This is a genomic window from Caldimonas thermodepolymerans, assembly GCF_015476235.1.
Lineage (GTDB): Bacteria > Pseudomonadota > Gammaproteobacteria > Burkholderiales > Burkholderiaceae_C > Caldimonas > Caldimonas thermodepolymerans.
On the sequence record NZ_CP064338.1, the window covers coordinates 2,534,234 to 2,549,156 of the forward strand.

General features: G+C 69.4%; 10 protein-coding genes. 7 read left to right on the forward strand and 3 right to left on the reverse strand.

Annotated features, from left to right (window positions below; all coding sequences use genetic code 11):
* Positions 1-44: 44 nt before the first annotated feature.
* From acnD to acnA, 7 genes are all read left to right on the forward strand, one after another.
* Positions 45-2,651: a Fe/S-dependent 2-methylisocitrate dehydratase AcnD gene (gene acnD, locus IS481_RS11875; protein ID WP_104355937.1), complete on the forward strand. Its 2,607-nt coding sequence runs from the start codon at positions 45-47 to the stop codon at positions 2,649-2,651.
* A gap of 14 nt (positions 2,652-2,665) precedes the next feature.
* Positions 2,666-3,862 (forward strand): 2-methylaconitate cis-trans isomerase PrpF, encoded by a 1,197-nt coding sequence (gene prpF, locus IS481_RS11880; protein WP_104355938.1) that lies wholly within the window; start codon positions 2,666-2,668, stop codon positions 3,860-3,862.
* A gap of 109 nt (positions 3,863-3,971) precedes the next feature.
* Complete coding sequence (locus IS481_RS11885; RefSeq protein WP_104355636.1) at positions 3,972-4,433, forward strand: hypothetical protein; 462 nt, start codon at positions 3,972-3,974, stop codon at positions 4,431-4,433.
* A 154-nt stretch (positions 4,434-4,587) separates the two neighbouring features.
* Positions 4,588-7,179 carry a bifunctional aconitate hydratase 2/2-methylisocitrate dehydratase gene (gene acnB, locus IS481_RS11890; RefSeq protein WP_104355637.1) on the forward strand — a complete coding sequence of 864 codons (2,592 nt, stop codon included), beginning with the start codon at positions 4,588-4,590 and terminating at the stop codon, positions 7,177-7,179.
* Positions 7,180-7,307: 128 nt separating this feature from the next.
* Complete coding sequence (locus IS481_RS11895) at positions 7,308-7,934, forward strand: dioxygenase family protein (RefSeq protein WP_194963299.1); 627 nt, start codon at positions 7,308-7,310, stop codon at positions 7,932-7,934.
* Between the two features lie 95 nt (positions 7,935-8,029).
* Positions 8,030-8,623, forward strand: coding sequence for a thioredoxin fold domain-containing protein (locus tag IS481_RS11900; protein ID WP_104355638.1), 594 nt, complete (start codon positions 8,030-8,032; stop codon positions 8,621-8,623).
* A 140-nt stretch (positions 8,624-8,763) separates the two neighbouring features.
* The gene (gene acnA, locus IS481_RS11905) at positions 8,764-11,511 is read left to right on the forward strand and encodes an aconitate hydratase AcnA (protein ID WP_104355639.1); all 2,748 of its coding nucleotides are present in this window, start codon (positions 8,764-8,766) and stop codon (positions 11,509-11,511) included.
* Positions 11,512-11,591: 80 nt separating this feature from the next.
* Here acnA and IS481_RS11910 read toward each other — a convergent pair whose 3' ends face one another.
* From IS481_RS11910 to IS481_RS11920, 3 genes are all read right to left on the reverse strand, one after another.
* On the reverse strand, positions 11,592-11,939 hold the full coding sequence (locus tag IS481_RS11910; protein ID WP_104355640.1) for an ArsC family reductase: 348 nt from the start codon (positions 11,937-11,939) through the stop codon (positions 11,592-11,594).
* A gap of 7 nt (positions 11,940-11,946) precedes the next feature.
* Positions 11,947-12,468 (reverse strand): hypothetical protein, encoded by a 522-nt coding sequence (locus tag IS481_RS11915; protein WP_104355641.1) that lies wholly within the window; start codon positions 12,466-12,468, stop codon positions 11,947-11,949.
* Positions 12,469-12,586: 118 nt separating this feature from the next.
* Positions 12,587-14,923 carry a cytochrome P450/oxidoreductase gene (locus IS481_RS11920; RefSeq protein WP_104355642.1) on the reverse strand — a complete coding sequence of 779 codons (2,337 nt, stop codon included), beginning with the start codon at positions 14,921-14,923 and terminating at the stop codon, positions 12,587-12,589.

Sequence of the window (14,923 nt, forward strand, 5' to 3'; positions counted from 1 at the left end):
TCGCAGCGGTGCCCCGCCGCCACCGAAGGCATGAGATGACCACGATGAACACTGCCTATCGCAAGCCTCTGCCCGGCACGTCGCTCGACTGGTTCGACGCGCGCGAGGCCGTGGAGGCCCTCCAGCCCGGCGCCTGGGACACCCTGCCCTACACCGCCCGCGTGCACGCGGAAAACCTCGTGCGCCGCTGCGACCCCGCCATCCTGACCGAATGCCTGCAGCAGATCGTGCAGCGCAAGCGCGAGCGCGACTTCCCCTGGTACCCGGCGCGCGTCGTCTGCCATGACATCCTGGGCCAGACCGCGCTGGTGGACCTGGCCGGCCTGCGCGACGCGATCGCCGAGCGCGGCGGCGACCCGGCGCTGGTCAACCCGGTCGTGCCGGTACAGCTGATCGTCGACCACTCGCTGGCCGTGGAATGCGGCGGCGACGACCCGGACGCGTTCGCGAAGAACCGCGCGATCGAGGACCGCCGCAACGACGACCGCTTCCACTTCATCAACTGGACCAAGCTGGCGTTCAAGAACGTCGAGGTGATCCCGCCGGGCAACGGCATCATGCACCAGATCAACCTGGAGAAGATGTCGCCGGTGATCCACGCCGACAACGGCGTGGCCTACCCCGACACCTGCGTCGGCACCGACAGCCACACCCCGCACGTGGACGCGCTGGGCGTGATCGCGGTGGGCGTGGGCGGCCTGGAAGCCGAGAACGTGATGCTCGGCCGCGCCTCGTGGATGCGCCTGCCCGAGATCGTCGGCGTCGAGCTGACCGGCCGGGTCGGCCCGGGCATCACCGCCACCGACGTGGTGCTGTCGCTGACCGAGTTCCTGCGCAAGGAACGCGTGGTCGGCGCCTACCTGGAGTTCTACGGCGAAGGCGCCGAGAGCCTGACCATCGGCGACCGCGCGACCATCTCCAACATGGCGCCCGAGTACGGCGCCACCGCGGCGCTGTTCTACATCGACCAGCAGACCATCGACTACCTGCGCCTGACCGGCCGCGACGAGGAGCAGGTGCGCCTGGTCGAGACCTACGCGAAGACCGCCGGCCTGTGGGCCGACAGCCTGCGCGGCGCGCAGTACGAGCGCGTGCTGAAGTTCGACCTGTCCACCGTCGAGCGCACGCTGGCCGGCCCGTCCAACCCGCACCGCCGCCTGCCGGTGCGTGCGCTGGCCGAGCGCGGCATCGCCGTGGACCTGGACAGGGCGCGCGAACAGGAGGCCCAGGGCCTGCTGCCCGACGGCGCGGTGATCATCGCCGCGATCACCAGCTGCACCAACACCAGCAACCCGCGCAACGTGATCGCCGCCGGCCTGCTGGCGCGCAACGCCAACCGGCTGGGCCTGGTGCGCAAGCCCTGGGTCAAGTCCTCGCTCGCCCCGGGCTCCAAGGCCGTGCAGCTGTACCTGCAGGAAGCCGGCCTGGAGGCCGAGCTGCAGAAGCTCGGCTTCGGCGTGGTCGCCTTCGCCTGCACCACCTGCAACGGCATGAGCGGCGCGCTCGACCCGAAGATCCAGCAGGAGATCATCGACCGCGACCTGTACGCGGTGGCGGTGCTGTCGGGCAACCGCAACTTCGACGGCCGCATCCACCCGTACGCCAAGCAGGCCTTCCTGGCCTCGCCGCCGCTGGTGGTGGCCTACGCGATCGCCGGCACGATCCGCTTCGACATCGAGAAGGACGTGCTGGGCGTGGTCGACGGCAAGGAGATCCGCCTCAAGGACATCTGGCCGAGCGACGAGGAGATCAATGCGGTGGTCAAGGCCGCCGTCAAGCCGGATCACTTCCGCAAGGTCTACATGCCGATGTTCGCCGCGCGTGACGAGCGCAGCGAGCCGGTCAGCCCGCTGTACGAGTGGCGCCCGATGAGCACCTACATCCGCCGCCCGCCCTACTGGGAAGGCGCGCTCGCGGGCGAACGCACGCTGCGCGGCATGCGGCCGCTGGCCATCCTGCCGGACAACATCACGACCGACCACATCTCGCCGTCCAACGCCATCCTGCCCAACTCGGCAGCCGGCGAGTACCTGGCCAAGATGGGCCTGCCGGAGGAGGACTTCAACTCCTACGCGACGCACCGCGGCGACCACCTCACCGCGCAGCGCGCCACCTTCGCCAACCCCAAGCTCTTCAACGAGATGGTGCGCAACGAGGACGGCAGCGTGCGGCAGGGCTCGCTGGCGCGCGTCGAGCCGGACGGCCAGGTGATGCGCATGTGGGAGGCCATCGAAACCTACATGAACCGCAAGCAGCCGCTCATCATCATCGCCGGGGCCGACTACGGCCAGGGCAGCTCGCGCGACTGGGCGGCCAAGGGCGTGCGGCTGGCCGGCGTGGAGGCGATCGTGGCCGAGGGCTTCGAGCGCATCCACCGCACCAACCTGATCGGCATGGGCGTGCTGCCGCTGGAGTTCAAGCCCGGCACCAACCGCAAGACGCTGCAGCTCGACGGCACCGAGACCTATGACGTCATCGGCGAGCGCAAGCCGCGCTGCGACCTGACGCTGGTGATCCACCGCCGCAACGGCGAGACCGTCGAGGTGCCGGTGACCTGCCGCCTCGACACCGCCGAGGAGGTGTCGATCTACGAGGCGGGCGGCGTGCTGCAGCGCTTCGCCCAGGACTTCCTCGAAGCCAACGCCCGATGAAGAAGGACCCCGCCATGGCCCACGTACCCCAGATCCGCATCCCCGCCACCTACATGCGCGGCGGCACGAGCAAGGGCGTGTTCTTCCGCCTGGACGATCTGCCCGAGCGCTGCCGCGTGCCCGGCGAGCCCCGCGACCGGCTGCTGCTGCGCGTCATCGGCAGCCCGGACCCGTACGGCAAGCAGATCGACGGCATGGGCGCGGCCACCTCGAGCACCAGCAAGACGGTGATCGTCTCGAAGAGCACGCAGCCCGGCCATGACGTCGACTACCTGTTCGGCCAGGTGTCGATCGACCAGCCCTTCGTGGACTGGAGCGGCAACTGCGGCAACCTGTCGTCGGCGGTCGGGCCGTTCGCGATCGCGGCCGGCCTGATCGATCCCTCGCGCATCCCGCGCGACGGCCTCTGCACCGTGCGCATCTGGCAGGCCAACATCCGCAAGACCATCATCGCCCACGTGCCCGTCACCGACGGCCAGGTGCAGGAAACCGGCGACTTCGAACTCGACGGGGTCACCTTCCCCGCCGCCGAGGTGCAGCTGGAGTTCCTGGACCCGGCCGACGAGGGCGAAGGCGATGGCGGCGGCGCGATGTTCCCGACCGGGCAGCTGGTCGACGACCTCGAGGTGCCGGGCATCGGCACGCTCAAGGCCACGATGATCAACGCCGGCATCCCGACGATCTTCGTCAACGCGAAGGACATCGGCTACACCGGCACCGAGCTGCAGGAAGCGATCAACGGCGACCCGAAGGCGCTGGCGATGTTCGAGACCATCCGCGCGCACGGCGCGGTGCGCATGGGGCTGATCGGCCATGTCGACGAGGCCGCCAAGCGCCAGCACACGCCCAAGATCGCCTTCGTCGCGCCGCCGGCGGACTACGTCGCCTCCAGCGGCAAGCCGGTCAGGGCGACCGACGTCGACCTGCTGGTGCGCGCGCTGTCGATGGGCAAGCTGCACCATGCGATGATGGGCACGGTGTCGGTGGCGATCGCCACCGCCGCGGCCATCCCCGGCACGCTGGTGAACCTGGCGGCCGGCGGCGGCGAGCGCGAGCAGGTGCGCTTCGGCCACCCGTCCGGGACGCTGCGCGTCGGCGCACAGGCACGGCGCGAGCCGAGCGGCGAGTGGGTGGTCACCAAGGCGGTGATGAGCCGCAGCGCCCGGGTGCTGATGGAGGGCTGGGTGCGCGTGCCCGGCGACGCATTCTGATTCGCAAGTCGCGAAATTTGTCGCGTCCACGCGTCAATCGGCCCTTTGTTACCAAACGCACAGGCTCAGAATCCGGGAACCTTCCCTGACGAGAGAGAGGAGATCGACCGTGGACAAGACCTCGATGCGTGCGGCGAGCGCCCTGATCGCCACCCTGCTGCTGTGCGCGGGCGCCGCCCATGCCCAGAAGGCCCCGGCCAAGAAGGCCGCCGCAGCCCCCGCAGAGGTGCAGGTGGCCGCCGCCACGCCGGAGCAGCTGCACGCGGCGCGGCTGGTGCACATGGGCACCAGCCAGTGCGAGTTCAAGCAGTCGGTGCACATCACCCCGAGCGAGAAGCATCCCGGCTACGTGGACCTGCGCCACGGCAACCGCACCTGGCTGATGAAGCCGGTGCTCTCGCCCACCGGCGCGATGCGCCTGGAGGATGTCCGCGGCGAGGTGCTCTACATCCAGATCGCCAACAAGTCGATGCTGCTGAACATGCGCCAGGGCCAGCGCATGGTCGACGACTGCGTGCACGAGCAGCAGCGCGCCGCCGCGATGGCGGTCAAGGCGGCCCAGGCCGACTGAACGGCCCCGGCGCCTTCCCCGCAAGGGCTGCCTCCGGGCAGCCCTCGTCGTTTCCGGAGTCGGGAATTTTCCCGCAAGTCTTATATAAGACATAAAATACAGGGGCCGCCGGCCTGCATCGGGGCCGGCCGATCATCCTGCGAAAGCCCACACCATGCTCCAAACCTATCGCGAACATGTCGCCGAGCGTGCCGCCCTCGGCATCCCGCCCCTGCCCCTGTCGGCCCAGCAGACCAGCGAGCTGATCGAGCTGATCAAGAACCCGCCGGCCGGCGAGGAGCAGTTCCTGCTGGACCTGCTGACCCACCGCGTGCCGCCGGGCGTGGACGACGCCGCGAAGGTCAAGGCCTCGTTCCTGTCGGCCGTGGCCCACGGCGACCTGCAGGTGGCGCTGATCTCGCGCGCCAAGGCCACCGAGCTGCTCGGCACCATGGTGGGCGGCTACAACGTCAAGCCGCTGATCGACCTGCTGGACGACGCCGAAGTCGGCACCATCGCCGCCGAGGGCCTGAAGAAGACCCTGCTGATGTTCGACTACTTCCACGACGTGGCGGAAAAGGCCAAGGCCGGCAACGCCAACGCCAAGGCCGTGGTGCAGTCCTGGGCCGACGCCGAGTGGTTCACCTCGCGCCCGGCGGTGCCCGAGAAGATCACCGTCACCGTCTTCAAGGTGCCCGGCGAGACCAACACCGACGACCTGTCGCCCGCCCCGGACGCCTGGTCGCGCCCCGACATCCCGCTGCACGCGCTGGCGATGCTGAAGAACGCGCGTCCCGGCGCGCCCTTCCAGCCCGAGGAAGACGGCAAGCGCGGCCCGATCGGCTTCATCGAGGAGCTGAAGAAGAAGGGGCACCAGGTCGCCTACGTCGGTGACGTGGTCGGCACCGGCTCGTCGCGCAAGTCCGCCACCAACAGCGTGATCTGGCACACCGGCCAGGACATCCCCTATGTGCCGAACAAGCGCTTCGGCGGTGTCACGCTGGGCGGCAAGATTGCCCCGATCTTCTTCAACACCCAGGAAGACTCCGGCTCGCTGCCGATCGAGGTCGACGTCTCGAAGCTCGAGATGGGCGACGTGATCGACATCTACCCCTATGCCGGCAAGATCGAGAAGAACGGCGAGGTCGTCGCGACCTTCAAGCTGAAGTCCGACGTGCTGCTCGACGAAGTGCGCGCCGGCGGCCGCATCAACCTGATCATCGGCCGCGGCCTGACCGCCAAGGCGCGCGAGTTCCTGGGCCTGCCCGCCTCCACTGCGTTCCGCCTGCCGGTCGCCCCGCAGGACACCGGCAAGGGCTACACGCTGGCGCAGAAGATGGTCGGCCGCGCCTGCGGCCTGCCCGAAGGCAAGGGCGTGCGCCCGGGCACCTACTGCGAGCCCAGGATGACCACCGTCGGCTCGCAGGACACCACCGGCCCGATGACCCGCGACGAGCTGAAGGACCTGGCCTGCCTGGGCTTCTCGGCCGACCTGGTGATGCAGTCGTTCTGCCACACCGCCGCGTATCCGAAGCCGGTGGACGTGAAGATGCACCGCGAGCTGCCGACGTTCATCAGCACCCGCGGCGGCGTCGCGCTGCGCCCGGGCGACGGCGTGATCCACTCCTGGCTGAACCGCATGCTGCTGCCCGACACCGTCGGCACCGGCGGCGACAGCCACACCCGCTTCCCGATCGGCATCTCGTTCCCGGCCGGCTCGGGCCTGGTGGCCTTCGCCGCGGCCACCGGCGTGATGCCGCTGGACATGCCGGAATCGGTGCTGGTGCGCTTCAAGGGCAAGATGCAGCCCGGCATCACGCTGCGTGACCTGGTGCACGCGATCCCGCTGTACGCGATCAAGCAGGGCCTGCTGACCGTCGAGAAGCAGGGCAAGAAAAACGTGTTCTCCGGCCGCATCCTGGAAATCGAAGGCCTGCCCGACCTGAAGGTCGAACAGGCGTTCGAGCTGTCGGATGCCTCCGCCGAGCGTTCGGCCGCCGGCTGCACGGTGCGCCTGAACAAGGAACCGATCATCGAGTACCTCAACAGCAACATCACGCTGCTGAAGTGGATGATCGCCAACGGCTACCAGGACAAGCGCAGCCTGGAGCGCCGCATCCGTGCGATGGAAGAGTGGCTGGCCAACCCGCAGCTGCTGGAGCCGGACGCGGACGCCGAGTACGCCGCGGTGATCGAGATCGACCTGAACGAGATCAAGGAACCGATCGTCTGCTGCCCGAACGACCCGGACGATGCCAAGACGCTGTCCGAAGTGCAGGGCGCCAAGATCGACGAGGTGTTCATCGGCTCGTGCATGACCAACATCGGCCACTTCCGTGCCGCCTCCAAGCTGCTGGAAGGCAAGCGCGACATCCCGGTCAAGCTGTGGGTGGCGCCGCCGACCAAGATGGACGCGTCCGAGCTGACCAAGGAAGGCCACTACGGCGTGTTCGGCGTCGCCGGTGCGCGCACCGAGATGCCGGGCTGCTCGCTGTGCATGGGCAACCAGGCACAGGTGCGCGAAGGCGCGACCGTGATGTCGACCTCGACCCGCAACTTCCCGAACCGCCTGGGCAAGAACACCAACGTGTACCTGGGCTCGGCCGAGCTGGCGGCGATCTGCTCCAAGCTGGGCCGCATCCCGACGGTCGAGGAGTACCACGCCGAGATGGGCATCATCAACAAGGATGCCGACAAGGTGTACCGCTACATGAACTTCGACCAGATCGAGGAGTTCGCCGAGGTCGCGAAGGAAGTGTCGGTCTGACGCCGGCCCCGACCGCTCGCCTCCAGGCCCGCCCCGTGCGGGCCTTTTCTTTTTGTGCCCCGGGCGATGAAACCAAGGCCGCAGCGGCGGCTCCAACCGGGCATCCGCTGCCTTCGCCCTGCCCCGCCATGCATGCTCCTGCCCGCCTGCGCCGCCGCCTGATCGCCGGCACCGCGGCCGCCATCGCCCTGCCCGCGCTCGTGCACCATGCACGTGCCCAGCCGCGCCTGCGCCCGACGCCGGCGCAGACCGAAGGACCGTACTACCCGGTCGAGCTGCCCGAGGACACCGACTTCGACCTGCTGGTGCGGGGCACGCGGCGCTACACCCGCGGGCAGCCGGCCTGGCTGGACGGCCGGGTGCTCGACACCGCCGGGCGCCCGGTGCGCGGCGCGACGGTCGAGATCTGGCAGTGCGACCACCAGGGCCGCTACCACCACCCGGGCGACGGCGGACGCGCCGATCCGGACTTCCAGGGCTACGGGCGCGTGACGGTGGATGCCCAAGGGCGCTACCGCTTCCGCACCATCCGCCCGGTGCCCTACACCGGCCGCACGCCCCACATCCACGTCAAGGTGCGCCTGGGCCGGCGCGAGCTGCTGACCACGCAGGTGTACGTCGAGGGCGAGCCGGGCAATGCGCGCGACTGGCTGTGGCGCCATCTCGACGAAGACGGCCGGCGCGCCCTGACCGTGCCGTTTCGCCCCGGCGACGGTGCCCTGCAGGCGCACTTCCCGATCGTCGTCGAGGCCTGAGCGCCAGGCGGTCCGCGAGCCGGGCCGCAAGACGCTACGATTCCAGTCTTTGCGGGGCCACCCAGCGCCGCCGCGCCAACAAGAGGATCCTTCCCGTGAACCGTCGCTCCTTCACCCTGACCGCCATGGCCTTGGCCGCCTTCGGGCTGGCCGCCTGCAACGACAAGCCCGCTGCCAGCAGCGCCGCGCCGGCCGAGGCCGCCGCCCCTGTCAAGAAGTCGGCACAGGAAGCCTATGAAGCCGCCCAGCGGGCCGCCGGCTTCAGCGTCGGCCCGGTGATGGCCGCCAACACGGTGTACGTCTTCTTCGACCCGGCCTGCCCGCACTGCGCCCAGTTGTGGGCCAACGCACGCCCGCTGCACAACCAGCTGAAGATGGTGTGGATCCCGCTCGGCTGGCTGCGCCCCTCGTCGGGCCCGCAGAGTGCCACCATCCTCGCGGCCGAAGACCCCGCCGCGGCGATGGAGGAGAACGAGCGCCTGGTGCTCGAGCGCAAGGGCGGCATCACCGCCAACCAGGGCGTGTCCGACGAGATCAAGGACAAGATCAAGGCCAACACCGACCTGTTCAACGAGCTCGGCGCCGAAAGCGTGCCGCTGATCGTCTACCGGCACGCCCAGACCGGCCAGTACGGCATGCACTCGGGCGCGGTCGATGCGGCCACGCTGCGCGCGATGATCGGTCTCTGACGCGCGCAGCGCGCGGCCCGGGGAACGGCCCGGGCCCCGGCGCGTGAGGTGTGGTGCCGTGGCCCTTGTCCCCGGGACGCAAACTGCGACAATGATCCGGACCTGATGGTCCTCCCCCACCCACCCCACGGAGTCCGCCCATGGCAGATGCTGCTCTGAAGAAAGCCTCCAACAAGGGCGCCGCTGCGGCGCACGCGTTCGCCAAGACCCTCAAGACCTTCAAGACCGCCTCCGGCAAGGAGGGCCGCTTCTTCTCCCTGCCCGAGCTGGCCAAGCAGTATCCCAACGTCAGGAAGCTTCCGGTCTCGATCCGCATCGTGCTGGAAAGCGTGCTGCGCAACTGCGACGGCAAGAAGGTCACGCCCGAGCACGTCGAGCAGCTGGCGAACTGGCAGCCCAACGCCGAGCGGGTCGACGAGATCCCCTTCATCGTCGCGCGCGTGGTGCTGCAGGACTTCACCGGCGTGCCGCTGCTGGCCGACTTGGCCGCGATGCGTTCGGTGGCCGACAAGATGGGCAAGAACCCCAAGCTGATCGAGCCGCTGGTGCCGGTGGACCTGGTGGTCGACCACTCGGTGATGATCGACCACTACGGCTCGAAGAAGGCGCTGGACCTGAACATGAAGCTCGAGTTCCAGCGCAACCGCGAGCGCTACGAGTTCATGAAGTGGGGCATGCAGGCGTTCGAGACCTTCGGCGTCGTGCCCCCGGGCTTCGGCATCGTGCACCAGGTCAACCTGGAATACCTGGCGCGCGGCGTGCACCAGCGCGCCGACGGCGTCTACTACCCTGACACGCTGGTCGGCACCGACAGCCACACCACGATGATCAACGGCATCGGCGTGGTCGGCTGGGGCGTGGGCGGCATCGAGGCCGAGGCGGGCATGCTGGGCCAGCCGGTGTACTTCCTGACGCCCGACGTGGTCGGCTTCGAGCTGACCGGGCGGCTGCGCGAGGGCGTCACCGCCACCGACCTGGTGCTCACGATCACCGAGATCCTGCGCCGCGAGAAGGTGGTCGGCAAGTTCGTCGAGTTCTTCGGCGAGGGCACCGCGTCGCTGGCCGTGCCCGACCGCGCGACGATCGGCAACATGGCGCCCGAGTACGGCGCGACCATGGGCTTCTTCCCGGTCGACGAGAAGACGGTCGAGTACTTCCGGGGCACCGGCCGCAGCAAGCGCGAGATCGAGGCCTTCGAGGCCTATTTCCGCGCCCAGGGGCTGTTCGGCGTGCCGCGCGCCGGCGAGATCGCCTACAGCAAGGTGGTGCGCCTGGACCTCGGCACGGTCGCGCCGAGCCTGGCCGGCCCGAAGCGTCCGCAGGACCGCATCGAGATCGGCCACATGAAGTCCACCTTCACCGAGCTGTTCAGCAGGCCCACGGCGGAGAACGGCTTCAACCAGCCGGCCGAGAAGCTGGACCAGGTCTACACGACCGCCAACGGCATCGAGCTGCGCAACGGCGACATCCTGATCGCCGCGATCACCTCCTGCACCAACACCTCCAATCCCGGCGTGATGCTGGCCGCGGGCCTGCTGGCCAAGAAGGCCGTCGAGTACGGGCTCAAGGTCAGGCCGCACATCAAGACCTCGCTCGCCCCGGGCTCGCGCATCGTCACGCAGTACCTGGAGCGCTCGGGGCTGCTGCCCTACCTCGAGAAGCTCGGCTTCAGCCTGGCGGCCTACGGCTGCACGACCTGCATCGGCAACGCCGGCGACCTGGCGCCCGAGCTGAACGAGGCGATCGTCCAGAACGACCTGGTGTGCGCGGCGGTGCTGTCGGGCAACCGCAACTTCGAGGCGCGCATCCACCCCAACCTGAAGGCCAACTTCCTGGCCTCGCCGCCGCTGGTGGTGGCCTATGCGATCGCCGGCAACGTCATGCGCGACCTGATGACCGAGCCGGTCGGCAAGGGCAAGGGCGGGCGCGACGTCTACCTGGGCGACATCTGGCCGAGCAGCGAGGAGATCTATCGCCTGATGAAGCACGCGATGGATCCCAAGGCCTACAAGGAGAACTACGACCAGGTCACGCGCAAGCCCGGCAAGCTGTGGGAGAACATCAAGGGCGTCACCGGCGACACCTACGACTGGCCCACGTCCACCTACATCGCCGAGCCGCCGTTCTTCAAGGACTTCGCGCTCGAGCCGCCTGCCGCGCCCGCCGCGGTCAGGGGCGCGCGCGCGATGGCGCTGTTCGGCGACTCGATCACCACCGACCACATCTCGCCGGCCGGCTCGATCAAGGAGGACTCGCCCGCCGGCCGCTGGCTGAAGGAACACGGCGTGCTCAAGGCCGACTTCAACAGCTACGGCTCGCGCCGCGGCAACCATGAGGTGATGATGCGCGGCACCTTCGCCAACGTGCGCATCAAGAACCTGATGATCCCGCCGCGCGCCGACGGCTCGCGCGAGGAAGGCGGCTGGACGCTGTTCCAGCCCGGTGGCGAGAAGATGTCGATCTACGACGCCGCGATGAAGTACATCGCGCAGGGCACCCCGACCATCGTGTTCGGCGGCGAGGAGTACGGCACCGGCTCGTCGCGCGACTGGGCGGCCAAGGGCACGCAGCTGCTGGGCATCAAGGCCGTGATCGCGCGCAGCTTCGAGCGCATCCACCGCTCCAACCTGGTCGGCATGGGCGTGCTGCCGCTGCAGTTCCTCGGCAACGACTCGTGGGAGTCGCTGGGCATCAAGGGCGACGAGGAGTTCGACATCCTCATCGGCGAGGACATCCGCCCGCAGCAGGACGCGACGCTGGTGATCCGCCGCGCCGACGGCTCCGAACAGCGCGTGACGCTGCGCCTGCGCATCGACACGCCGATCGAGGTCGACTACTACAAGCACGGCGGCATCCTGCCCTACGTGCTGCGCCAGCTGCTCGTCTGAGCCGCCCGGCGTTCCCCGCCAGCGAAGAGGCCGCCCGCAGGCGGCCTCCTCCTTTTGCGTCTGCAGGATGAGGCGACGCGTCAGCCGGCCAGCTTCGCGTAGGCTGCCTCGTCGAAGCCGACCAGCACCTCCGGGCCGGCTTCGACCACCGGGCGCTTGATCACGCTCGGCTGCGCGAGCATCAGCGCCTTGGCGCTGTCCGGGCCGGTCACGCCGGCCTGCACGGCCGGGTCCAGCTTGCGCCAGGTCGTGCCCTGGCGGTTCACCAGCTTCTCCCAGCCACGTGCGGCCATCCAGGCGTCGAGCCGGTCTTCGGGCACGCCCTGCTTCTTGAAGTCGTGGAAGGCGTAGGCCACACCGTGCTCGTCGAGCCAGCGGCGGGCCTTCTTGACGGTGTCGCAGTTGGGGATGCCGTAGAGCTTGATCATCGTCGTGTCAGCGAGGGTTCAGGTCGTTGTCGTTCGCGTCGCAAATCGGGTCGACGTTGTACCCGGTTTCGGTCACCTTGTGGGTGTCGAGGTCCAGGCTGACCTGGAACCACTGGCAGAACGGCGATTCGTAGCGATACGACCAGACCCGCTCGTTGCGGCGCGGAATCAGCATCTCGTGGGACGGCCGACCGATGCGCCGCAGCACCTCCTCGCGGCTGATGCCGCGCGGGATCGCGTTGAACACGGCTTCCGTCAGCACCTGCTGCCAGCGCAGCACCCGGTCCTGCGCGTCGAGGTCGACCATGTAGGTGTGCTTGCCGTACGGCCCGCGGGCGAACTCCAGGCGCCGTGTGCCGTCGGCGAGCCGGTGCTCGCCGGTCGGCCGCCCCATGCGGGCGATCACCTCGTCGGCCGGCATGCCCGGGGTGACGCCGCGCGGCGAATAGCCGGCGCAGCCGGCCAGTGCGGCGCCCAGCGCAAGCGCCGGCAGCCACACGAAGAACAGGCGATGGAACATGGTGGACATGGCAGTCAGGCGGCTGCGGACGGACCGCGTCCGGAGGCCCCATGATCGCCAGCCCGCCGGCCGCGGGCAAGGGCCCGCAGCCAGAGCCCATGCCCGGCGCTCGGGCATCCGTCCTGCCTCAGAGGTCCAGCACCAAGCGCTGCGAACGGGCGCGCGAGCAGCACGCCATCATGCGCCGGTGGCCCTGGCGCTCGGCGCGGCCCAGCACGCTGTCGCGGTGGTCGACCTCGCCTTCGAGCACGCCCACCTCGCAGCTGCCGCACAGGCCCTCCTCGCAGTCGCTCTGCACGTCGACGTTGGACGCGCGCAGCACCTCGAGCAGCGTGCGGTCGGCGGGCACCTCGAGCCTGAGCCCGCTGTTGCGCAGCTCCACCTCGAACGGCCGCTCGCACGAGGGATCCAGGCGTGGTGCGCTGCCCGAGAAGTGCTCGATGCGCAACGCGTCCTCGGGCCAGCCCGCGGCCAGGCGTTCCAGCGCCTCGAGCATGCGCTGCGGCCCGCAGGCGTAGATGCGCGCCTGCGGGTCCGGCGTCGCGAGCAACCCGGCCAGGTCGTTGCGCCGCCCTTCCTCGCTGACGTACAGGTGCAGGCGTTCACCGTGCAGCTCGCGCAGCTCGCGCTCGAACGCGAGGCAGGCACGGCAGCGCACGCTGTAGTGGATCTCGTAGGGAATCCCCAACGCCCGGGCACGCTCGGCCATCGCCATGATCGGCGTGATGCCGATGCCGCCTGCGACGAAGATCAGCCGGCGCGCCTGCTCGTCGAGCCGGAAGTGGTTGCGAGGGCCGCGTGCGCGCAGCACCGTGCCCGGCGTCGCGTGGCGGTGGATCCAGGCCGAGCCGCCGCGGCTGGCCGGATCCAGCTGCACTGCGACGGTCCACTCGGAGGTGTCCGACAGCGGCCCGCACAGCGAGTACTGGCGCGACAGCCCGGTCTCGCCGCACTCGATGTCGATGTGCGCGCCCGGCGCCCACTGCGGCAGCGGCCGGCCATCCGTCGCCGCCAGGCGCAGCCGCACGATCCCTTCGGCCACCGGCTCGGCGGCGCGCACGACCAGCGGGCGCACCTTGTCGCGCGCGTGCGGCGCGCCGATGCGCACCGGATGCCGGCGCTGCAGGATCGACGGGTCGCGCCGCTCGGGGTTGCGCGCCGGGTCCCATTCGACCCACAGGTGCTGCGGGCCGCGGAACGACACGTTGTGCACGTACTCGAAGGTCTGCGGCGCGAGCTTCATGTGCGGCAGCCGGCGGCTCAGCTCCTCGATCATGACCTGCATCTCCATGCGCCCGATGTTCTTGCCCAGGCACTGGTGCGCGCCGAAGCCGAAGGTCAGGTGCTCGGCCGAGTTCTCGCGGCGGATGTCGAACAGGTCGGGGTCGACGAAGTGCGCGCCGTCATGGTTGGCCGACGAGACGACCAGCAGCAGCTTGGACTCCGCCGGCACCGGCACGCCGTCGAGCACCACGTCGCGCGTGGTGCGGCGCCGCCACGAGGCCACCGAGCCGCTGTAGCGCAGGCACTCCTCCACCGCCGGCGAGATCAGCGCCGGGTCCTCGCACAGGTCGCGCCAGGCGGTCGGATGCTGCAGCAGCAGCTTGATCGCGTTGGCCGAGGCGAACGCCGTCGTCTCGTGCGCCGCGACGATGATGGCCATCATCATCGAGTGCAGGTACGAGTCGGTGACGATGTCCGGGTAGAGCTTCTGCTGCCGGATGGAATAACGCATCCAGCCCGGCCCGTCGGGCGTGCGGCGCATCTTCTCGAGCACCTCGCCAGCGAACTGCCAGAACTGCCCGACGGTGTGCGCGATCGACACCTGCTGCTCGGGCGAGGGCCGCCCGAACGCGTTGACGGTGTGCGCGATCGAGAAGCGCCGCATCTTCTCGCGGTCTTCCGCGTCGATGCCAAGGAAGTGCAGCGCGACGGTGAACGGTACCTCCCACAGCAGCTGGTCCACCAGGTCGGCGCGGCCATCGTCGATGAAGCGGTCGACCGCCTTGCGCACCAGCTCGCGCACCATCGGGACATGCCCGGCGAGGTGCTCCGGCGTGAACGGCGCCATCAGCACGCGGCGCCGTGCCATGTGGATCGGCTCGTCCTCGTTGACGAGCGTACGGTTCATCGCGTAGCCGTACTGCTTCAGCACCTGCAGCGCCTCGTCCGAGGTCGGCGACATGCGCTCGAGCACGATCGACGGGCTGAAGGTGACGGGATCGCGGAAGATGTCCTTGATCGTCTGGTAGCGCGTCACCACCCAGTAGCCGAGCCTGGGCGCATAGAAGACCGGCTCCTGCTCGCGTGCCCAGCGCACGAACTCGGCCGGGTCTTCCATGTACGCGTCCTGGAACGGATCGAAGGCCGCGGCGCGCGCGCTCACCGGACAGCCGGTGGGCGCACCGGTCACGGCCTCGTGCGCCACCGGGCAGCGCCCGGCGGGATGGGACTTCAGCTCCAT